This window comes from Burkholderia sp. LFS061 (assembly GCF_047978125.1).
Classification (GTDB): Bacteria; Pseudomonadota; Gammaproteobacteria; order Burkholderiales; family Burkholderiaceae; genus Burkholderia; species Burkholderia pyrrocinia_C.
The window spans coordinates 225188-247230 of sequence record NZ_JBFPFS010000009.1; the positions used below are offsets into that span (position 1 = coordinate 225188).

The following is a 22043-nucleotide window of genomic DNA, read 5'->3' on the forward strand; positions in this document are numbered from 1 at the left end:
ACGTGGCAGCTATCCGGCTTCCGCGGCATGATCGTTGGCGGATTTGCAAAAATCGTGAGATAGTTGCCCGATTCGCACCATGCATATTTCATATAACGAGATGAGAGTCGATAACGAATATGGCCATTGCTGATAAGCTGGAATACCGCCGAATGACCGAGCGCGACATCGGCGCTTTTTACGACGTGCGATTCTCCGTGAGCGAGAATAGAATCCATCCCCACCAGGTTCACCTGCTCAACCGCAACCTCCTGATCGAGAAAATCAGGCAGGGAGGCGGCTGGATTTGTGAATGTCGTGATGAGGTGGTCGGGATCTGTCTGCCGGTCATCACCGAAAAGCCGTTCATCACCGCCTTGTTTGTGAATCCGTCGTTCCATGGCGCCGGCATCGGCCGGGAGCTGCTCGACCGTGCGCTGACATGGTTGAAGGAAAAGGGCGTGGCGCAAGTCACGCTCGTGACCGATCCGGGCTCGCGAGCCGATGGCTTCTACCAGCGTCTCGGGTGGAAGCGCGGCGAACTGGACGAGTATGGATGCCAGGTCGTGTTTACGAAGTCGCTAGGAGTCGAATGAAGCCGGTAGCCGACATGAGTCACCGCACTGCCGCGCAACGTCCGGCGCCGCTTCACACCATCTTCATCACGATCGACTTCATGAAGCGTATGGGGGTTCCCGTCGACGTCTTGCTGAAAGGCGCGGGCATTTCTCCGTCGGACGTCGAGCGACCCAACGCAATGGTGACGCATGCGCAGGAAATGGTGCTGTTTGCGAATGCACTCGAGGCGACCGGCAACACCGCGATCGGGCTTCATATCGGAAACGCGATCCCGGTGACATCGTACGGCCTGCGCGCCCACGCCATGCTGGTGAGCCCGACGTTGGGTGACGCGCTGCGCCTGGGCTTCGAGCATCCGTTGCTGGGGATCAGCTATTTCAGAATGAGGATAACGACAACGGGCGATGTGGCCAGAATTACGGTTGGCGGCTATACCTATCGCACGGATCTCCTGGTTTTGAATACCGACATGGTTTTCACCGCCATTCGCCGGGAGATGCGTGATTTGATCGGGCAATATCCGGAATTCCTGAGGATAGGATTTGCCTATCCGGAACCGCCGCACGCGGAATCTTACAGAGCCTATTTCAACTGTCCAATCGAATTCAATTCTCGCGAAAGTTTTCTCGAGTTCGATCGATCGACACTTGAAATCCCACTTCCGCTCGCACACCCGATAGAATTCGAATTGGCAAAAAAGGCGTGCGCAAAGCGCGAATTCGAACTTGCGCACTGGGTCCCGTCGGACCTCATCGGACGACTACTTGGCATGATGTACGACAACCCCGCGTGTCAAGACATCGCCGAGTTTTCCAGAGAGCTCGGACTTTCACTGCGCAGTTTGCAGCGGAAACTCCAGGAGATGGGGACGTCGTTCAGTGCCATGCACAACCTTGTACGTCAAGATCTGACATCGCAATATCTGGCCAAAAAGGAATATTCGATCAAGGAGATCGCGGCGCGATTGGGATACAAAAGTACATCCGCGTTCAGCCGAGCGATGAAGCGTTGGTCGAAAGAAGCGACCGAATGAAAAAATGGGCCAGGACTGCCCGTATGAACATGGCAAGCTTCTACTCCGCCGAACTCCAGAGGCGTCAATGCAAATTTGCCACGATCCGCGACAAGCCGGAAATTGTCGGGTACTCGAAGATGTGAAAGAGTTCGATGCGCGGCCATCGGTCGGCCAGCGACAGATGAAACGAAACCGCGTGCATCGACGTGAGGCCATGCGCGAAGAAGTTATCGTGCTCGCCGAGCCGGCTCACGTTCAGGTAGGGTGAGAGCAGGACGATCAGCACGTGTTCGGGGCTATCGGGTGCCGCGTTCCGTTTGACGGGAAGCGGCATGGGTTGCTCAGGCGGCAGGCTCGCAAGCGCTTTCCGATCGAGCTTGCCGGAGCCGTTGCGCGGGAGCGTGTCGATCACGGTCAGCTCGCGCGGCCACAGATACTTGGGCAAACATTGGCGCAGATGCGCGTGCGCCAGTTCCACCGGATCCGCGATGACATGGCGCGGATCGAGCGTGATGAATGCGGACAGGCTGTCGATCTCGCTCTGGTCGCGCGTGTGGATCGCCGCCGCCTCGCTGATGAACGGCAGCGCCTCCAGCGTGTCGCCGATCTCCTGCAGGTCGACCCGATGCCCGTTGATCTTCACGAAGTCGCCGACGCGCGAGACGAAATTCAGGCATCCCTCCCGATCGACGAAGCCGACGTCGCCGGTGTCGTAACGGATCGTGCGGCCGTCGGCGCTCGCGATGAACTTCTCCGCCGTAAGCGCGGCGTTGCCCAGATAGCCGAGCGCGACCGCGTCCCCCCCGATCAGGATGCGTCCCTCCACGCCAAGCGGCACCTCCGAGCCATGTTCGTCGACGACCAGCACATGCGTGTTCTGGATCGGCAGCCCAATGCGCCGTTCACCGGGCCGATCGATCCGTTGACAGGTCGACCACACGGTGGTTTCGGTCGGACCGTACATGTTGTACGGCCGCGCCGCACGCGCGTGGATCTCGGCCGAGAGCGTCTGGCCGAGCGGCTCGCCGCCGACCAGCAGGCGGTCGAATCGGAACGATGCGCCGAGGTACGGCAACAGGCACTTCAGCAGCGACGGTGTGGACTGGTAAATCGCCGGACGGACCTGCTCCAGCAGCCGGGCCAGCAACTGCGGCGATGCCGCCCGGCCGTCATCGGCGAGTGTCAGGGTTGCGCCATTGGCAAGCGGCAGCGCGTACTCCAGATAGAAAATGTCGAAGCCGGGCGAGGTGCTGGATAGCACGCTCGTGTCCGCATCGCATCCGAGCAGTTCGCCAAGGCAGTCGATCAGGTTCGCGCATCCCTGGGTCGTGACCCTGACCATCTTGGGTTTGCCCGTCGAGCCGGATGTGAAGATCCGGTACGCTTCGCGGCTTGCGCCTGGTGGCGGCGTGCACGTCGGCGCGGCGGAGCACGCCGCCATATCGAGTTGCGGGGTGCCGACCGGCAAATCGGCGATGAACGGATGCGGCGTGGCGGCCGTATCGTGCAGCACCGCGGTTGCCGCACTCACGTCGAGCATCTGCCTCATGCGCGGTGCCGGCGTCCGGAAGTCGATCGGGATGTAGGGCACGCCCTGACGCTGGCACGCGATCATCGCTACGATCAGCGGCACGCCGCGCGGCAGGCAGAGCAGCATGGCGTCGCTCGTTTGCCTCAGCGTGTCGAGCGACGCCGCGCATCCAAGCACTCGCTCGTGCAGTTGCCGGTAGGTCAATTGCTCGCCGCCGGCGATCAGCGCGATCCCGTCGGGGTCACGTTGCGCTGCTTCCGAGAACCGCGCGATGAAATCCCGGTAATGCGTCTTTGTTTGACCGCTGAGCATCGGTCGGACTCCGTCATACCTGGCTGGTGAATTCGTAGGCAAGCGCGATGAACTCGCCCGTCAAGCGGCTGATATCCGTCTCGCTGTAAATCCCGGGATCGTAGTGCGCGACGAGCCGGATGCGCTCGTCCGCGTCCGCCTGGAATTGCAGGCACAGCTCGGTGTAGAGCGGCCGGTAGCGGTACGGCCCCTCCTCCCACACGTGCCCGTTCATCTCGATCCGGTAACCGGTGTTCTGGTTCTGGAACATGAACAGCATCCGGTACGGCGCGCCAGCGCGGCCCGAGGCCTGCACGATCACGTCGAGCGGTGCGTTGGCGTGTTGCATCGATTCGGCGAGACGTTCGCGGACGGCCGCCAGGATCGCGTCGTATCCGCGCGTTTCGTCGATCTCGACACCGATCGGGAGGTTCGTGATCCGGCAATCGATCTGCCCCAGTGTGTGTGCGTCGCGATTGTTCAGCGTGGTGCCGGTCAGGACCCGGCGCATGCCGGTCCGCCGTGCCACCAGCGTGTTGAATACCGCGTAGAACAGAACGAACGGCGTGATCTTGCGCACCCGGCAAACCGCCCGTACCGCGCGCAGCAGGTTGTCGGGCAGGAATGCGCACCGCTCCGCCGCGGGATACGGCAGCGGTGCGCCGGCCTCACGCGGCGCGCGTCCCGGTGTCGAGGCGAGCGTACTGGCCGGTGTCCCCGCAAGCTGCTCGCGCCAGTACGTCGCGTCCTCGGGCCGCCAGTTCGGCGTATCCGATACCGGGACCGGCTCCGCGGTGCGCTCGCCCTTCAGCGTGCGCTCGACACGCCGCAACAGGTTCTCCAACCCGGTGCCGTCGATCAGGAGATGCGGAAAATTGATCGCGACATGATGACGCTCGCCGTGCCGCACGTACAGCACACGCGCGGCCGGACCGCGCTCGAGATCGAAGCGCCGGCCGAAGAACGCCGTCAGGCAGCGCTCGGGATCGTCCGATTCCGCGAGCGTCACCGCCTCCGCGGTCGTCACCCGCTCGCGCCGCTCGCCCAGCACGATGCCGTCGCCCGTCCATTTCAGCGTCATCGAGAAATCGGGAAGCCCGCTCAGGATCGCGTCGAGCGCGGCGCAAAAAGCCGGCCAGTCCGGCGCGACACCCGCCGACAGGCACAGCGGCACGTTGTAATGGCTGAAGTCGCCGCGCTGCAGCTTCTCGAGCAGGTAGAAGCGTGCCTGGTAGGCGTTCAGGCGCGTGCGCGGCGGTGCATCGGGCCCGTTCGACCCGACGCGCGCATTGATGCGCGCGGTCAGTAACGCGGGCGTCGGACAGTCGTAGATGTCCGTCTGCGCCAGCATCACGCCGTAACGCTCGCTGACATGTGCGATCAATTCGACGGCAGAGATCGAGTCGCCGTTCAGTTCGAAGTAGTCGCTGTCGGGGGTGACCGACGGCTCGGCGAGCACCGCCGTGTAGAGTTCGACGATCTCGTCGCACGACGCTGTTCGCGCTTCCCCCGCCCCCCGGGCGGGCGGGGCCTCGGGCCGCTCGCTCACGCCCGCATCCGCGTTTGCGCCGCCTGCGTCCGGCACCAGCGTGTAGCGCCGTGCCGACAGTTCGGGCAGTGCCGCGTCGAACGCGCGGCACACGTCGTCCGGCGCCTGTTCGAGTATCACGTGCGCGTTGGTGCCGCCGACGCCAAACGAGCTGACGCCGCAGCACGTGCGTTCGCGCAGGTCGAGCACGTTTGCGTCGGCCGAAATGCTGAATGGCGAGTCGACGAGGGCCAGCAACGGGTTCGGATTGACGAGCCCGGCTGTGCCGGGATAAACGCGATGCTTCAGCGCAAGTACCGACTTGATCATCGACACGATGCCGGACGACCAGAACAGATGGCCGATATGCCCCTTGATCGAGCCCAGCAGGATCGGTTCGGGCGTCGCGGGCGGCGGATAGGATTCGACGAAACGCCGGAGCGCACGCACCTCGATCGGATCCCCGATCGCCGTGGCCGTCGCATGGCATTCGACGAAGGCCAGTCGATCGGGCGCGACGCCCGCATCGGCATAGGTGCCCTTCAGGAGCGCCACCTGCCCGTCCACCGCCGGCGCGGCGAAGCTGACCTTGTGCGCGCCGTCGTTGTTGACGCCCACGCCGCGCACCAGCGCATGAATCCGATCGCCGTCTCGCCGCGCCCGGCTCAACGTCTTCAGCACGACCGCGCCGCCGCCATCGGCCGGAACGGTGCCGTCCGCCTCGGCATCGAACGGACGGCACACGCCCAGTCGCGAATAGATCGAGCCGGGCTCGTAAGCGTAGGCCCCGTCGAGCGGATACGTGATCGTCATGCCGCCCGCCACCACCGCGTCGCAGCGGCCGGCCCACAGCAGATGGCAGGCTTCGGCCGCCGCGACCAGCGACGACGAACAACCGCTTTGCAGGTTGAAGGACGGCCCTTGCAGGTCGAACACGTAGCTGACGCGGGTCGCGAGAAAATCGGCACCCCGGTTGACCGTCTCCAGCAGCGCAGGTGGCGGCGCCACGCGCCCCTGTGCGACCAGCGCCGCGAGATGGTCGTGATAGGTACCGTTGGCCGCCTGCGACGCAACGACGCCCACCGTGCCGGGATGCGCGCCGCGCGGGTAGCCGGCATCGGCAAACGCGGCGTCGACGAGCATCAGGAACCGGCGGCACTGAGGGTCCATCACCTGCGCTTCCTGTTCGCTGATGCCGTAACGGGCGGCGTCGAACAGCTCGGCGGATTCGAGCCGCCGCTCAGGCCGCCCGCCGCGAGGCGGCGCTGCGAGCAACGCCCATAACGCTTCGTAGTCGCCGGCGCCCGGCACGCAGCAGGCCATGCCGACGATGGCGATCGGCTCGCGGGTGCCCGGATTCATTTGGTGTCGTCCATGTCGGTGAAGTCGAGCACCGCGCTGTCGGCCAGCATCGGATCCAGCCGCGTGCGGATGAACGCGAGATGCAACGGATGATTCTGGTACGCGTAGCGGTCCGCCTTGCTGTCGAACGCCATCACGAAGCAATGGCTGAAGCGGCCGTTGTGCGGGTTGTCGGCGTCGTTACGGCCGAAGTGATACGCGCGGATCATCGGTATCCGGGTGCGCAGCCCGCCCAGCGCGCGCAGCGCATCATCCGCCTGCGACGCGCTCACGCCTTCGGCGAACGCGAACAGGATCACGTGGAAATACATAGCGCCTCCGCGAAGCGGTTGACGTGCGCGGCGACCTCCGCAAGTCGGGTGGCCTCGACGATGTCGACGTGGTGCGCGTCGATCCGCACGATCTCCGCATGCGGGCACCCGCCCCAGCCGTTGTCCGCCTTCGCCGCGTCGAATGCGCGGCGCAGCGGCCCGTCGGCGATCGGCAAACGGCTACCGGTCGCGATGATGTTCAGGAACGGCAACGCCTGCAGCGCGGGCCTGAATGCGCGCGCCATGTCGCGCTCGACCCGGAAGACCGCGTTCAGCCGCCGCAACTGCCGTTCGTAGCGCGCCTTCCCGAAGCGCTCGACCAGCAGGCCCGCACTGTCAATGAAATACGGCAGCGCGTCATCGTCGAACAGCGCGGCGTGGCGTTCGTGAAACACGACCGAATCGATCGCGAGCAGGCCCGCGACCGGATAGCTCGCCGCGAGCCGCGCTGCAATCAGGTTCGCCAGCATGCCGCCGAGCGACCAGCCACCGATGCAAAGCGGCACGCAGACGTCCGGCACCGCCTCCGCGATCTGCGCGGCGTACAGTGCGGCCAGTTCGTCGGCGTCGCGTATCAGGTCGCCTTCGTCCGAATACAGGTTGTACGAGTCGATCGCAAGCAGCTCTATGTCGTCCGACAGATGCGCGGCCAACGGCTGGTAGATCTCGGCGCCGGAAATGCTGGCATGCACGAGGACGAGCCGCAGGCGCGGCGTCGAGCGCGCCGCGCGCAGCCGCTTCACGAGCCCGCCGTCGGCGCGCGCGGGCGCCGCCAGCAATGCGGCGATGCTCCGCAGCTGCTCGCCGAAGCGATCGTGCGTGTCGATCCAGTCGAGGTCGATGCCGACGTCGAACGCGTCGTTGATATCGCTCACCATCGTCAGCGCGAGCATCGAATGCCCGCCTTCGTCGACAAACGACGTCGCGTCGCTCACTTGCTTGAGCATCAGCGCAGACTTCCAGATGTCCGCCAGCGCCGGTTCGATGCCCGGCAGTGGCGCCGTCGCCGCGGCATCCATCGCGACCGCCGGCCCCGGTGCGTCGACTCGCACGCCCGGATCGATTTCACTCACGCCGAGATCGAGGATGCGCGCATCCGGGTCCGCCACGCACGGGAGGCCATCCGGCGTCGGGTCGACACCCGCACGGCCGAAACCGTCGAACCGCTGCGCAAGCTCCGCAAGATCCATCGCCGTCACACACGCGACGCACGCGCTGCCCGCGGCGCGCCGGTTCAGCGTACGGGCGACGTCGCGGAACTCGGCACCGGATTGCCGCACGGTCTCGGCAAGCTCGCGCATCATCGCGGCGACGCGTTCCGGCGTGCTGGCGCCGACGTAGACGTGCAGCGGCCCGGGCGGCGCCGCGCCGCGAGGCTCGGCGAACGCGGGCGGCGACTCGACCAGCACCGCGCAATTGGTGCCGCCGATGCCGAGCGAATTGACGATACCCGTCAACGGCCCGGTCGCTGGCGCGCGCGATTGCGGCACATAGAGAGGCCCGTTGTCGAACGAGATGCGCGGATTCAGCGCGCGATGGTTCGCGGCGGGCGCGATGCATTGGCGCCGCGCCTGCACGGCCGCGCGCAACAGACCGGCGAGGCCCGCGACCGTGTCCAGGTGGCCGATCGACGACTTCACCGACGCGACCGCCGTGGCGTTTGCGCCGCGCCGGCTGCCGGCGAACGCTTTCTGCAGCGCCGCCGCCTCGATCACGTCGCCGATGTAGGTCCCGGAGCCATGTGCCTCGACAAAGTCGATGTCGCTCGCGTCCAACCCTGCTCCCGTCAACAGGCCGTCGAGATTCTCGGCAACCGCCACGGAGCTGGGCGACGTATAGGTCGCCTTGTGGCTGCCGTCGTTGTTGACCCGGCTGCCGCGCAGCACGGCGAGCAGCGCGTCGCCGTTGCGCCGCGCGTCGTCGAGCCGCTTCAGCACGAACACGACGCAGCCGAAGCCCGGCACCATTCCGTCCGCATCGCGGTCGAACGAGCGCACCACGCCCGATCTCGACAGGTTCATGCCGGGATGGTACGCATACCCGTCGTGCAGCGGAAACGGCAGGCTGGCGCCGCCCGCCAGCACGAGATCGCAATCGCCGAGCCTCAGCGCCTGCATCGCGGCGTGGATCACAAGCAGGCCGCTCGAGCACGCGGACTGCACGCCGTAGCTCGGGCCGCGCAGGTTCAGCACGTGCGACACGCGCAGCGATTGCTGCTCCTTGTTCGAGCCGATTTCGATCTCGAACGGATGGTATTTCGCCGCCACGTCGTGCTGAGCCCGGACCACGCTCGCATACTCGGTGTCGGATGCGGTGGAAATCACCGCGGTGCGCGCGGGCAGCGCTTTCGGGTAGTAGCCGGCCGATTCCGCCGCTTTCCAGCAGTGCTGGATGAACAGCCGCTGTTGCGGATCGATGATGACGCTGTCGCGCAGCGACAGCCCGTACAGGCGATAGTCGAACCGCGGCCAGTCCGTCATGTAGCCGGCCCGATCGACCCAACCCTCGCGAGGCGGCGCCGCGTCGTCGGGCGACGAAAACGCGTCCTCGCCGGCGAACACCAGCCGTTCGAAATCGCCGAGCGTGCCCGCGCCCGGCAACGCGAGCGACGCCCCGATCACCGCGACCCTGGCATCCGGTTGCGCGACGTGTGCCATGTCAGCGTGCCCAGGTGTTCCGATACTGGTCGTCGTCCACCATGAACCACAGCTCCTTCACCTTGTCGCCGACGAAGCGCTTCTCGACCATGATATTGATCCGGCGGCTGCGGCCACTCTCCTTCTCCGTGACGTCGCGAACCAGGCGCGCGAAGGTCCGATCGCCGCTCGCAAACACCGATTCGATCGTTGTCCTGATGTCCGAGTGCGCGGCGACGAAGTCGCGCATCGACGACTTCAGCGACTCGACGCTCAGATCCTTCCCGTTGAAATGGCAGACGGCATCGTCGTGATAATGGTTATTCACCGCGGGGCAGTTGCCGGTGTCGAACACGTCCGTATACAGCGAGCGTACGACCGCGATCATGGTGTCTTCCATACTCCCTCCTTGACGAAAGTCAGGCTGTTCCCGCTGTACGGGCTCTTGCGCAGCACGCGGCGCGGCACCGCGAAAAACGGCAGCCGCCGCGCCGTGTACAGCAGTTCATCCCACGACGCGCCCGCCATCTGTTCGGCCAGCGCGTCGAACGCGAGCGGGTCCAGCGGCCGCGACGTCCAGAAGAACGTCGCGGGCGCGCCGAAATCCCATGGCATCATCTCGACCTGGTTCAGGCATGCGAGGTCGTGCAGCATCTTCTGCGCGACATGACCCATGCCCACGCGGTTGTAATTGCCGTACCGATCGAAGCGGTCTTCGCCTCGCCGGCACGCCTGCCAGACCTTCGCGACCGGCTTCGACAAATGCTCGGCCACATCGCGGAAATCGATCTCGACGTCGATCTTCCGCGCGCGCAGCACCGGCCAGTTCATCGACGCGTCGCCCCGCAGCCAGCGCCCCTGCTCGTCGAGCCAGTACTCGACGAGGGTCTGCTCGTGCGCGAGGCGCGGATAGAAATACGTGCAATACGCATAGCGGATGCGCGCGGGTATGCCCTTGTGCCGCAGCATCCCGCACGCGACCTTCGAGATGTTGACGCAGTTGCCGATGGTCTTGTGCTCGAGCGGCACGTCTTCGCGCAAATCCCGGACACCGTGCGCGGCGACCTTTCCGAGCAGGTCCTCGACCCGGTACACATCCATCTCGGCCAGTCGATGCGGCCCGATTCGGGCGGCGTTCAGGCCGCCGTGATGCTCGACCACATGGCGAGCGGCCTGAAACAGCACGTCGATGTCGTCGCCGAGCGAATCGAACAGGTACCCGTAGCGGCCCGGATCGGTATTCGACGTGTGCCGCAGGTAGTACGCCCGCTCAGTACGCGTATCGTTCACGAATCAGCTCCTCAAGCCCACCCAGCGACCCCGCCTCGTAGATGTCCAGGATGTCGAGATGCACGCCGAGCTGGGTTTCGATCTCGGCCTGCAGGCGCGCGATGCCGATCGAGTCGAAGCCGATGTCGAACAGGCGAGCCTGGCGGTTCGTCGCCGGCGCGCGAGTCAGCCTCGCAATCAGACGCGCAAGCGCATCACTCCCCGTATCCCGCCCGGCCTGCTCCGCCTGCTCCGCCAGCAATGTTTCCGCGCGGCGCGCGAGCGCCCGGCCGTCGGTCTTGTCGTTGCGCGTGAGCGGCCAATCGGAGACGAACACGATCCGCCTGGGCTTCTCCCATGCGTTCAGCACGCCGTCGAGCCGCGCGTCGGCATGACGCCAGCCGTCGCGCGCCACGCCCGACGCATGACACACCAGCACCAGCCCCTGCATCGTCTCCGAACGGAACGCATGAACCCGTTCGGCCAGGCCGGCCTGCACGCAGCGCCGCTCGACGCCGCCGAGATCGACGCGATGGCCATTCAGCTTCACCTGCGCGTCGCATCGTCCGATGAAATGGTAAATTCCGTGCGCATCGCGCCGGACTTCGTCGCCGGTGTCGTAGAAGCGTCCGCTGACCGCACGTTCGTGCGCGGCGAACGCAGTCCCGCCCGTCTCGCCTACGTAGCCGGCGGCCAGCCCGGCGCCCGACACCAGCAGGCGCCCCTGGGCCGCCCCGTCGAGCAGTTCGCTCGTGCCGGCGCGCCGGATCTCGCACTGCACGCCTCGCACGGGACGGCCGAGCGGCACCTCGTCGACGACGCCGCGCGTTACGTCGGGCGTAAGCGCGGCGATCGTCGTGAACACCGTGTTCTCGGTCGGGCCGTAGCCGTTGAACAGCGCCGTGCCGCGTGCGCCGTCGACGAAGCGGCGCGCCGCCTCGGGGTCCACCTTCTCGCCACCGACCAGAAGCGTGCGCAGCGTGGCCAGTGCGGCCCAGCGATCCGCCAGCACCAGCGTGTTGAACAGGCCGGCGGTCATCCACATCACCGAGATCCGCTCGCGGCGGATCGCCGACTGCAGCACCGCGTGATCGAGCACGTCGCGCTTGTCGAGCACGACGAGCGTGTTGCCGTTCAGCAGCGGTGTGAAGATCTCGAACGTCGACGCGTCGAACGACAGCGACGAATACGCGGCGAACACGTCCTGCGGGTCGAGCGGCAGGAAGTCCGGCGCATGCAGCAGGTTGCACACCGACGCGCGGCGCACCATCACGCCTTTCGGCTGCCCGGTGGAGCCCGACGTGAACATGATCGACATCACGCCGTCGAGCGCGCCGATATGCACGGGCGCGCCGGCATCGAGGCCGGTCAGCCCGAGTTCGCCGGTATCGAGATCGAGCCGCTCGACCAACGCGCAGCATCGGGCGGTGCGCAGCATGCCGGAGCGCACTGTCGCGGCCGTGCCGGCGTCGATCGGCACGAACACCTTGCCGGCGTCGAGGCAGGCCAGCATGAACACGATGGCTTCCGGGTGCGGCAGGCAGAAGCCGACTACCGGGCCCGGCGCGCGCATACGCAGCGTGGCGGCGATTCGGCGCGCGCGGTCGAGCAGCGCGCCGAAGCGCAGTCGCACCGCGCCGGAGACGATCGCCTCCTTGTGCGCGTGCACGGCGCAAACATCCGAAATAAGCTCGTACATGGCGAGTCAGTCATGTGGCGGGGCGCCGCCGGAAGTCCGGCCCCGCGCCCCTGGGTCCATTCGCGCCGTGGTTCGCCGGCGCAGGTTGCATCGCTGTTGCGGCCGGTCTCCCCGGTCAGTCGTCGCCGCCGCGACCGTCGAACACCCGCACGGCCGAATACGCGAACGCCAGCAGGAAACCGACCAGCACCAGCAAGGACAGCGGCACGGGGAATACATAGTGCCCAGACAGGCTTCCCCGCAACAGGTCCACGCCATAAGCGACCGGGTCGACGTACGCGAGCGCCCGCAGCCAGGCCGGGACGTTGTCGAGCGGATAGATGGCACCGGACAGAAAGAACATCGGCAGCAGGATCGTGTTCGTGAAGACCGGGAACGACGTGATCGCCGAGAGCCGGGCCGCGAAGCCGACGCCGAGCGCGGAAAACACGACCGCCGACAACGCCATCGCGAGCACGAACTTCACGAGGCTCGCCACCGTGAACGTCACGCCGACGAACGGCGCGAGCAGCAGCAGCAGGATCGCGATCACCATTGCCTGAAGCGCGCCCGACAGGATCTTGCCGAACGCGATCGCATTGCGCGACACCGGCGCAACGAGCAGCGCCTTCAGAAAGCCGACCTGCCTGTCGACGACGATGCCGATCGCGGCGGAGCTCGAATTGAACAGCAGCGTCAGGATCACGATACCGGGGTAGATGTACTTCTGGTACCCGCCGCTCCCGAAATGCGCGCCGGCGCTGGCACTGAGGCCCGAGCCGAGCACGAACAGATACAGGAGCGGCTGCACCAGGCTCATCAGCACCCGGTTGCGATTGATCCACAGACGCTCGATGTCCAGAAAAATGATGCCGACGATGCCGTTCATGCGACGAGGCCCTCCTTCACGTTCCTTTTGCCGACCCTCTGCCCGTTGACGAGGCTGTGCCCGGTCAGCAGCAGGAACACATCCTCGAGACTCGGCTCGCGCACCTCGACCTTCTCGACGCGCGCCGGCAAGTCCCGCACCAGATCCGGCACCATGTTCGACAGATTCCTGCCGGTGATGCACAGGCCGCTCTCGTCCGAGTCGACCGCATAGCCGCGCTCTACCAGCCAGTCATGGGCAAGCGCGTCGTTGTCGGTCGAGAGCTGGATGATGCCGCCGCCTACCTGCGCCTTGAGCGCCTGCGGCGTGTCGATCGCGACAATGCGGCCCTTGTCGATCAGCGCGATCCGGTCGGCAACGTCGGCTTCTTCCATGTAGTGCGTCGTGAAGAAAACCGTCTTCCCGGCGTCGGCCAGTTCGCGCACCTTCGACCAGAACAGCCTGCGCGCGGTGAGGTCGAGGCCGAGCGTCGCCTCATCGAGGCACAGAAGCGCGGGATCCGCGATCAGCGCCCGCGCGAGTTCCAGCCTGCGTCGCTGCCCGCCCGACAATTGCCGCGCCGGGCGATCGGCGACGTCGGTGAGTTCGAGACTGGCCAGGATCTCCTCGGTCCGCTGCCGCGCGATCGCGCGAGGCAGCCCGTAGAAATGCGTCATCAGGTTCAGGTTCTTTCGAACCGACAGGATGTCGGCCAGCGCGGGCTCCTGAAAGACGATGCCGATATGGCGGCGCACCCACGCACGCTCTTTCACCACGTCGCGGCCGTAAACCTCGAGCGCGCCCGAAGTCGGCTTGCGCAGGGTCGAGAGGATCGAAAAGAAGGTGGTCTTTCCGGCTCCGTTCGGCCCCAGTAATGCGAACATTTCGCCCGGGCGGACCGTCAGCTCGACTTCGTCGAGCACCACGAGATCACCGAACTTCTTGCTCAGCCCTCGTGCGGCAATGCTGTTTTGCTGCGTAGAGACACTCATCGTGATTCTCCGGAATCCGGGAGGGTTGGATCGATGCGCGCCGCCAGCCCGATGGCCGGGCATGATTCGCACGTTATGGGGATCAATTCAACCTCGCTTCTGGTTCGTTTGACGGCATTCCGAATAGACACCGATTTTCAACGACGAAAATCCGGAATTAATTTCGACGAGCCGCACTTCTATCATGTGAGTTTCAGGCCTGTCAACAAAAGGCATACTGCAAGATTTAACAGCCACCTCGGCAGCATTGATGAAAACATCAAGCAATTCAATGGGAATCGCCTTTCTTTCGATTGCGAAAGATATTTGAAAGAAACAGGCATCGCCGTAATTTTTCGATCGAAATATATGGATCGAATAAAAATCCGAAACGATCTGCGAAATGAAATTGAAAGATTATCCGGATACCGAAACGGCCTGTCTAAGATAACAGGTATACAATCCCGCACACTCCATGTATTAATCTCGTTGCGAAAGGCGACACCCCGCAATACGAAGATGCGCCTTGATTAATTTCAATGCGACACCAAAATCCGACGAAATTCGACCCTTTGTTAAAAACAGGAACTTTTGCGCCAATTCCATTCGTAACCGGGAATAATCCCGAAAACCATACAGGCCGCTTTCACCATGAGCGTTAGTAATTCGCCACCTATTTCGAGGCGAATGGGTGTCGCGCGCCTGCAAAAATGCGAAGCGCCGTTGCAATTCCGGATTTTAATCCTGTTTGCACGGTTTAAATATCAATTTATATATCGCTCGCAATTGCGTCCCCGTTATTTTTTTGAATGAGCGGACTGCGACGATTGGAATCGGATCAAGCATGCGAACCAGTTGGACAACAGGAGTTCGTTATGGATGTGCGTTGCAGTAGTCCCGCGTCGCCCGTGCACGAATCGCCCGTCGACCACGACATCTTCGGCAGCTCGATTTACTACCGGCTATTCCTCGAGGCGGAAACGGTCCGGTGGCGCATGGGCGACATACCGTGGTCGTCGATCGATATCCGCAGCACCCCGCGGGCCTGGATCGCGCTGGCCAGAGAGATCGCCTATACCGAGCTCACACCGTTCAACGCGACCGCGCAGTATCTGCAGGATTACGCGAGCGACATCGATTTTACGCAGTGGGCAACGGTCTGGCTCTACGAGGAAATGAAGCATCCGCAGGCGATGATCCGGTGGCTGCACGAATTTGGCGAGACGGTCGACAGCCGCTTCGTGACGGAGGGCCGCAAGGTCGAGATCATCCCTTCGTTGATGGCGACGCTCGTCACGAACGTCTATGCGGAAGTGCTTGCCTGGTCGTTGTACATGCTGATCTCGAAGCGCTCGCCCGAGCCGGTGCTCGCGCAGGTGACCCGCCTGCTGGCCGGCGACGAGGCGCGTCACGCAAGCGGCTTTTATTCGTATGCGAAGAAGCTGCTTGCGAACTCGGACAAACCGGACCGCGAGCGGCTGACGGCGCTGAAGGTCATGTACTTCTGGGCCGAAACCAATCACCGGGTAGAGCATCCGGTCAACCTGTTCCTGCGACGGATGGCGGACCGCCCCGAAGTGCTGGAGGCGATTCCGCTCGCCGATTTCCAGGCCTGCGCGAAGAAGATGTACGCGCGTGTCTATCCGCTGCTGGGCAACCTGCTCGGCCTGCGGATCAACAATGTCGACGACGTGTACCTGCATCTGAAAACGCTGCGATAACCCAATCCCGACGAGGAATTCCAGCAAATGACGCAAGCCGAGCATACCCACGCAAGCGAGCAGTACATCTATTCGGTCGACGACAGCCAGTGCATCGCATGCGGCGCCTGCACGTCCCTCGTCCCGTCGTGCATGCGCATGGAAGGCGGTCTCGCCAGGATCTTCGCGCAGCCGGCCACCGACGAGGCACGCGCGGACATGACGGCCGCGTTCTTCAGTTGTCCCGCCGCGGCGATCCGGCGCACGCATGCCAGGCGTTGACGAGGCTCGCCGAACGGACGGCGCGCCGCCGCGATCGCGCCCGCCTGATGACCGCAAGGCCATCGCCTTGCCTAACGATTGAAGGATTTGCCATGCGTCCAACAGCATTACCCGGTGACGAACGCCTGATGAAGCTGTTCCGCAATGCCACCGAGGAACAGTGGGTGCCCGGCCAGACGTTCGAATGGAACGTCGAATGGGACTACGCGAACCCGTTGCGCATGGCGAGCCTCGAATACGAGATCAGCGACGGGGCGTTCTGGAGCAAGGTCGGCGACAAAGGCCGCGAGTCGCTGTCACGCGACTTCCAGGTTTGGCGGCTGTCGCAGATGCTGCACGCGGAGCTGGCCGCGCTCGACGTATGCGCGAAACTCACGCAGCTTCACGCGGACGTGCCGGCCAAGCTCTGCTGCACGTTGCAGGCGGCCGACGAGGCGCGGCACGTGCAGGTGTTCACGCGGCTTCTCGACGAAATCGGCTCGGCCCCGTTCCCGATCACGCCGTCGCTCGGGACGCTGATTGACCAGGTCGGGCGTGACAACCGGATCAGCTTCCTGTCGCTCGGCATGCAGATCCTGATCGAAGGGGTCGGCATCGGCGCGTTCCGGCGCATCAGCATCGCGACCGACTCGGCGTTCGTGCGCACGCTGTTCTCCTACATCATGAAGGACGAGGCCCGCCATTTCGCGCTGGGGCGCCTGATCGTCAGCGAGCCCGAGCGACTCAACGACGAAGTCGGTCCGGCCGAACTAGACGATTTCCTCGACGAAGCGCTCGCTCTACTCGACGAGTACCTTCGCCCGACCGAGGTGCTGGCGCGATTCGGATGCTCGGCGGACCAGGCGAAGCAACTGATCGACGGGTCGTCGTTCGGCAAGCAGTTCCGCCGGACGGTATTCGGGCAGATCGGCAGGCCGGTGCTCGAGCTGGATCTCGACCCGCGTGCGAAGACTCGCCAACGCCTCGAGGCGTTGGCGGGGCTGGCCAGCTGACGCAGGCCGGCCAAACGCCGTTCATCCGTCATTCGATGTCAACCGACGCCGCACGCCTCGCGACGTCGTCCAATCTGCAAAGGGTCATCAAATGGGTATTCTTCAGCGACTGCGGACAGCGAATGCCGAATTCGCGATGCAACTTCGCCATACCTGCCCGCCGGAGACGGTTCGCGGCGACGCCGCCGCGTTCGTCGACCTGCGGCCGGCCGACGACGACGTCGGCGGGCTGACTGGCGCGCTGTTCGGCATTCCGGACGGCGGACTGCTCGCGTGTGTCGCACCGGCGCCCGACGGCGGCCGCGTACTGTATCTCGACGCCGCCGCGTACCGGAGCGCGATCGCGCTGCGCTCGTCCGGCGACGGCGACAACGCGCTCGGTCAGCTCTCCATCGCCGATGACGCGAACCTCGCAGGGCAGCCGCTGACCGACGCCGAGCTGTCGCGCATTCGCGCCGGCTACCTGCTGCGCGTGATCGCGGAACTCATCGGCGAGGCCGCCGAGGTCAAGCGGCAGACCGCGCGCTTCCTGATCGACAGGAAAAGCACGACCGGCGTCCTGATCGACCTGCCGGACGTTCGCACGCAGCTTTCGCATGTCCATGCGTGGCTCGACGTGCTCGAGTCCGCGCACGCCGAACTGACCGGGCGGCCCGCTTCGCCGCGCACGTGCGCAGAAGCCGAAATCCTGCTGGTCGCCGCGCTCAGGAAACTGCAGATGTTCGCCAATCAGTGCGTTCAGCTGAACGGCGGTTGGGGCTACATCGAGCGCAATCCGGTCGCCGCGTTCTACCGCGACCTGAATGCGGCTCGTCCGCTGCTGCGGATCAGCGCGACCGGCCCGAGCACCCCGATCGACTGGACCCAGCCGTTCGTCGCGGCCACCGACGACGAGCACGCGTTCCGCGCGACCTTCGCCGAGTATCTGCACGAACGGGTCGCGCCCGTGTTCGACGCCTGGGAGGCCAGCGGCCGCATTCCACGCGAGGGATTCGAGGAACTGGGCAAGCGCGGCTACCTCGGGCAGGCGTGCCCGCGAGAATGGGGCGGTGGCGGCGCCGGCATGATTCGGCACATGCACATGACCGAGCAGATGATGCTCGAAAATCTGTTCGGACTGACGGTCAGCACGATGCTGATCGCGAATACGGTCGTGCCGATCCTGACACGCTACGGCTCGGAGGACCTGAAGGACCGCTTCCTGCCGGCGATCGCGGCCGGCCGCACGATCCCCTGCCTCGCGGTGACCGAGAGCGGTAGCGCCGGGGCGATGGTGACCACGCTCGCGACGACCGCAGACGATCGAGGCGACCATTGGGTCGTGAACGGCGACAAGCATTACATCACGAACTCGCCCGCCGCCGATGTCGCATTCGTGCTCACGCGCACGACGCGCGGCGCCGACGCGCAGGGTCTCACGCTGCTGTGTGTGTCGATGGACCTGCCGGGCGTCGAGATCGTGGAGAAATACGCGAAGCTCGGCGCACACGCGTCGGAAACCGGGCATATCCGGTTTACCGACGTGAAAGTGCCGAAGCAGAACACCGTCGGCTATGTCGGGTCCGGCCTGCTATACGTCGTCGACGTGATCGTCGAGGAGCGCGTGCTGATTGCGGCCGCCGCGGTTTCGTATGCGCTCTACTGCCTGAACCGTACGCTCGCGCAGTTGCCCGCGCGGAACGACGCGGCGGCGCTCGCGGATCTGCGCTGCGAGGCGGCGGCGCTGCGCGTGCGCTGCTGGCAAACGGCACGGCGCGCGGCGGCGCGCACGTCGATTTCCACCGACGCGGCGATGCTCAAGTACCTGTGCGGCGATTTCGTGCGCGACTGCATCGATGCGTGCGAAGACGCGCTGCTCGCGGGTCGCCGCACGCCGGGCGACATCGCGTGGCTTCAGCGCGCGCGCCTCGACGGCCGCGTGATGAGCCTCTTCACCGGCGCGTCCGGCGTCATGAAGGACTACTACAGCCGGCGCGTGACCGCAGGCCTGCGGCTGCATGCGTCCGCGTGAGCGGGCCTGCCGCCCTTCGACGTTCGAACCGCGCTTTCAGGAGATCCAGCACCATGGCCCTTGCCAGCATGTCCCCGTCGTCCCGCGCCGAGCCCGGCAGCCGTGAGTCCGTGCTCGGCAGCGCGCGCTTCTACCATCTGTTCGACCAGGCCGAATCGGTGCGCTGGAAGATATCGGACCTGCCGTGGGAGCGGCTCGACCATTCGCTCGTTTCGGACGAGCTGCTGGACGTGGTCACCGAGATTGCGATGTCCGAGCTGACCACGTGGTCGGCCTCGCGGATGTTCCTCGAGAAATTCCACGACGACGTCGATTTCACGCAATGGGTATCCGTCTGGATGTACGAGGAGACCAAGCACCCGTACGTGCTGATGCGCTGGCTCGAGCTGGCCGGGCGTTCGTTCGACGCGGACTTCGTCGCGTCCGGGCGCGCGACCGAGCCGTTCATCCGTTCCCGCGTCGGCACCCTCGTGATGAACATCCTGTCCGAAATCGAGGCGTCGTCGATCTACATGCGGCTGTCGAAGGCCGTACGGGAACCCGTGCTGAAGACCATCACGCGATTGCTGTCGTCGGACGAGGCGCGCCACTCCGGCAGCTTCTACGTGTATGCGAGCAAGATGATCGCGTGCTCGAATCGGCCGCGCACGGAACGGATCGAGGCGCTCAAGGTCCTGTACTTCTGGCTCACCTCGCTGCGCAACGTGCAGCACCCGGTTGCAATCGTGTCGCGCCTCGTGTCGGGCCTGTCCCGGGAGTCCGGCGAACTGCCGGGCGTCGACGATCGCGGGCTGATCGATGCGCGGATGCGCTCGGTCATCGGCACGCTCGTCGGCATCTCGCTCGACAGCGCGGACGACGTGATGGAACAGATCCGCCGACTCGCGCTCGGCTGAAGCGCCGGGTTCGCCGGTCTTTACGCAATCTCATCCTCCTTCGCCACATGACACCCGAATCGATCGTAGAGGTCCTGCAACAGCACGCGGCATCCCGCCCGAATCAGCTCGCGATGCAGCACTACGACGCGCACCTCGAACCGATCGCCGGGTTGACCTACGGCGATCTCGTCGTGTCGATGCAGAAAATGGCGGCCCGGCTCGCGGACCGGGTTCGGCCCGGCGACACCGCACTCGTCGCGATGAAGTACGGCATCGACTACGTCGTCGCCCTGCTCGCGATCCTGTCGCTCGGCGGCGTGGCGATCCCGGGCATGCCGGCGAACCGCCGCTCGTCGCAGCGTCTCGAAGCCATGCTGCGGGTCGGGCAGTCGGTCGCGATGCTGCACGACGGGCTGAACGATTTCACCGAAGGCATCCTCGCGCGCCACGACGTGCATGCGCTGGACCTGTCCGCGCCGGCGCAGGCTGGCGGGACCGTGCCCCCCGTGCGGCGGATCCCGGGCGAGGCCGCCGCGCTGCTGCAGTTCACTTCCGGCTCGACGGCGACGCCCAAGGGCGTGCTCATCTCGCACGCCAACATCGTCGCCAACCAGATCGCGATCGCGAAACACTTCGGCCATCGCGACGGCCTGCGTCTGCTGGGCTGGCTGCCGCTCTTTCACGACATGGGCCTGATCGGCAACGTGCTGCAGCCGCTGTTCCTCGGCGGCACCGCGCTGATGCAGTCTCCGCTCGACGTCGTGTCGAAGCCGGCGAGCTGGCTGAAGCTGATCGAGCTGACACGCGCGCACACGAGCGGCGGCCCGAATTTCATCTACGACATGTGTGTGCGGCGCGTGTCGGCGGACGAAGCGGCGAGCCTGGATCTGAGCGCATGGGAAACCGCGTACAACGGTTCGGAACCGGTGCGGCGCCACACGCTGGAGCGATTCGCGGAAAAATTCCGCGCATCCGGCTTCAGGGCCACGTCGATCTTTCCGTGCTACGGGATGGCCGAAGCGAGCCTGTTCGTCTCTGGCCACCGCTTCTTCGGGACGGATGGCGACACGGCGGCGCCGGCGACGGATTCCACGGGTACGCTTGTATCGTGCGGCCCGATCGATGCGGAGACGACGATCGTGGTCGCCGATCCCGTGTCGCTCGCGCCGCTCGACGATGGCTCGACCGGCGAGATCTTCATCTCCGGACCGTCGGTGGCGAGCGCCTACCGTGACGAATGCGGCATCCGGACCGCGCCGTTCGCATACCGCTTCGCGGCCCACGAGGGCCGGCTGTTTCACCGCACGGGGGACCTCGGCAAGATCGAACGCGGGCAACTGTTCGTGACCGGGCGCCGCAAGGACACGATCAAGATTCGCGGCGTCACGTATCACGCCGAGGACGTCGAAAGCATCATCGAGCGTGAGTGTCCGCAGATCGACGATCACACGGTCTGCATCGTCGGCCTGCCCGCCGCGAATGGCGACGAGACGGTCGCGGCCGTCGTCGAGATCTCGCGAACGACCGCCTCGTCCGCGCGAAGCACGCTGGTCTCGCAGATCCGCGAGGCCGTCTCGCTGCACGCGGGCGTCAGCGTCGCGAGGGTCTGCTTCGTCCTGCGCGGCTCGTTGAGCCGGACGTCGAGCGGAAAATTCATCAGATCGCTATGCAGGGAAAGCCTCGCCGACGGAAGTCTGGCGATCATCGATGAACTTCAGGAAGTGTAGCCACCAAGCCAAGGAGCGGGAGAATGACTGAACGTAAACAGATGACGGAAAAACTGGCGGCGGAACTCGCGCGCCTGCTTGACGTCGAGCAGCTGGACACCAATGCGACGATTGCCGGCATGGGCTGGGATTCGATGATGCTCGTCGAGCTGGCGATCGCCGCCGAGGTCGTCTATGAACGGCGCATCGACCTCGAGAAGCTGCAGGTCGATTTCGACATGAAGCTCGGCGACATCTTCAATAAGGTGGACGAACTGATGCGCGAAACGGAACCGGCCGGGCCGGTCGCGGAATAGTCGTCACCCGCCCGGGCGTGGGCGGGCCCCTAGCAGGCTGTTGAAATTGGGAACGGTGTAAGCGGGCTCGAAGGGCGGTGCGTTAGAGATATCGTGTTCATGATCTTGAGCAGATGAGCCGATGCGTGGAATGGACGAG

General features: G+C 65.1%; 19 protein-coding genes. 10 read left to right on the plus strand and 9 right to left on the minus strand.

The genetic code is table 11. The annotated features are described in order from the left end of the window. Positions 1 to 119 precede the first annotated feature (119 nt). Positions 120 to 575, plus strand: a complete 456-nt coding sequence (locus ACNQQL_RS11610) for a GNAT family N-acetyltransferase (protein ID WP_072439028.1) — start codon at positions 120 to 122, stop codon at positions 573 to 575. Continuing rightward, positions 572 to 1591: an AraC family transcriptional regulator gene (locus ACNQQL_RS11615; RefSeq protein WP_347064205.1), complete on the plus strand. Its 1020-nt coding sequence runs from the start codon at positions 572 to 574 to the stop codon at positions 1589 to 1591. The genes ACNQQL_RS11610 and ACNQQL_RS11615 overlap by 4 nt, the downstream gene beginning before the upstream one ends. 64 nt (positions 1592 to 1655) lie before the next feature. On the opposite strand, the gene ACNQQL_RS11620 is transcribed toward ACNQQL_RS11615, so the two are convergent. The 9 genes from ACNQQL_RS11620 to ACNQQL_RS11660 all read right to left on the minus strand — a co-directional run bounded on the left by ACNQQL_RS11620 (position 1656) and on the right by ACNQQL_RS11660 (position 13973). Next, on the minus strand, positions 1656 to 3416 hold the full coding sequence (locus tag ACNQQL_RS11620; protein WP_347064206.1) for an AMP-binding protein: 1761 nt from the start codon (positions 3414 to 3416) through the stop codon (positions 1656 to 1658). A gap of 13 nt (positions 3417 to 3429) precedes the next feature. Then, positions 3430 to 6285, minus strand: a complete 2856-nt coding sequence (locus ACNQQL_RS11625; RefSeq protein WP_347064207.1) for a polyketide synthase — start codon at positions 6283 to 6285, stop codon at positions 3430 to 3432. After that, positions 6282 to 6596, minus strand: a complete 315-nt coding sequence (locus ACNQQL_RS11630; protein ID WP_347064208.1) for a Dabb family protein — start codon at positions 6594 to 6596, stop codon at positions 6282 to 6284. Before ACNQQL_RS11630 ends, ACNQQL_RS11625 begins: the two co-directional genes overlap by 4 nt. Then, positions 6581 to 9253 carry a beta-ketoacyl synthase N-terminal-like domain-containing protein gene (locus ACNQQL_RS11635; protein ID WP_347064209.1) on the minus strand — a complete coding sequence of 891 codons (2673 nt, stop codon included), beginning with the start codon at positions 9251 to 9253 and terminating at the stop codon, positions 6581 to 6583. The genes ACNQQL_RS11630 and ACNQQL_RS11635 overlap by 16 nt, the downstream gene beginning before the upstream one ends. Before the next feature lies 1 nt (position 9254). Next, the gene (locus tag ACNQQL_RS11640; protein ID WP_175959322.1) at positions 9255 to 9632 is read right to left on the minus strand and encodes an ester cyclase; all 378 of its coding nucleotides are present in this window, start codon (positions 9630 to 9632) and stop codon (positions 9255 to 9257) included. Further along, entirely contained in the window at positions 9617 to 10522 is a 906-nt protein-coding gene (locus ACNQQL_RS11645; RefSeq protein WP_072439041.1) for a transglutaminase domain-containing protein, read from the minus strand. Before ACNQQL_RS11645 ends, ACNQQL_RS11640 begins: the two co-directional genes overlap by 16 nt. Continuing rightward, a complete protein-coding gene (locus ACNQQL_RS11650) occupies positions 10503 to 12170 on the minus strand; it encodes a non-ribosomal peptide synthetase (protein WP_347064210.1) in 1668 nt (555 codons plus the stop codon). The genes ACNQQL_RS11645 and ACNQQL_RS11650 overlap by 20 nt, the downstream gene beginning before the upstream one ends. 145 nt (positions 12171 to 12315) lie before the next feature. After that, positions 12316 to 13068 (minus strand): ABC transporter permease, encoded by a 753-nt coding sequence (locus ACNQQL_RS11655; protein WP_072439045.1) that lies wholly within the window; start codon positions 13066 to 13068, stop codon positions 12316 to 12318. Then, complete coding sequence (locus ACNQQL_RS11660) at positions 13065 to 13973, minus strand: ATP-binding cassette domain-containing protein (RefSeq protein ID WP_177318379.1); 909 nt, start codon at positions 13971 to 13973, stop codon at positions 13065 to 13067. Before ACNQQL_RS11660 ends, ACNQQL_RS11655 begins: the two co-directional genes overlap by 4 nt. A 99-nt stretch (positions 13974 to 14072) precedes the next feature. Here ACNQQL_RS11660 and ACNQQL_RS11665 point away from each other — a divergent pair, with 99 nt between their 5' ends. From ACNQQL_RS11665 to ACNQQL_RS11700, 8 genes are all read left to right on the plus strand, one after another. Continuing rightward, positions 14073 to 14552 (plus strand): hypothetical protein, encoded by a 480-nt coding sequence (locus ACNQQL_RS11665; RefSeq protein ID WP_347064211.1) that lies wholly within the window; start codon positions 14073 to 14075, stop codon positions 14550 to 14552. A 341-nt stretch (positions 14553 to 14893) separates the two neighbouring features. After that, entirely contained in the window at positions 14894 to 15739 is an 846-nt protein-coding gene (locus ACNQQL_RS11670; protein WP_143155737.1) for a hypothetical protein, read from the plus strand. Between the two features lie 27 nt (positions 15740 to 15766). Further along, positions 15767 to 16000: a ferredoxin gene (locus ACNQQL_RS11675; RefSeq protein ID WP_072439052.1), complete on the plus strand. Its 234-nt coding sequence runs from the start codon at positions 15767 to 15769 to the stop codon at positions 15998 to 16000. A gap of 92 nt (positions 16001 to 16092) precedes the next feature. Further along, positions 16093 to 16992, plus strand: a complete 900-nt coding sequence (locus ACNQQL_RS11680) for a ferritin-like domain-containing protein (protein ID WP_347064212.1) — start codon at positions 16093 to 16095, stop codon at positions 16990 to 16992. 136 nt (positions 16993 to 17128) lie between these two features. Continuing rightward, a complete protein-coding gene (locus ACNQQL_RS11685; protein ID WP_347064213.1) occupies positions 17129 to 19003 on the plus strand; it encodes an acyl-CoA dehydrogenase family protein in 1875 nt (624 codons plus the stop codon). Positions 19004 to 19056: 53 nt separating this feature from the next. Next, positions 19057 to 19899, plus strand: a complete 843-nt coding sequence (locus ACNQQL_RS11690) for a ferritin family protein (RefSeq protein WP_347064214.1) — start codon at positions 19057 to 19059, stop codon at positions 19897 to 19899. Positions 19900 to 19946: 47 nt separating this feature from the next. Beyond that, on the plus strand, positions 19947 to 21608 hold the full coding sequence (locus ACNQQL_RS11695; RefSeq protein WP_347064215.1) for an AMP-binding protein: 1662 nt from the start codon (positions 19947 to 19949) through the stop codon (positions 21606 to 21608). Between the two features lie 23 nt (positions 21609 to 21631). After that, on the plus strand, positions 21632 to 21904 hold the full coding sequence (locus ACNQQL_RS11700) for a phosphopantetheine-binding protein (RefSeq protein WP_110281290.1): 273 nt from the start codon (positions 21632 to 21634) through the stop codon (positions 21902 to 21904). The last annotated feature ends 139 nt before the right edge of the window (positions 21905 to 22043 follow it).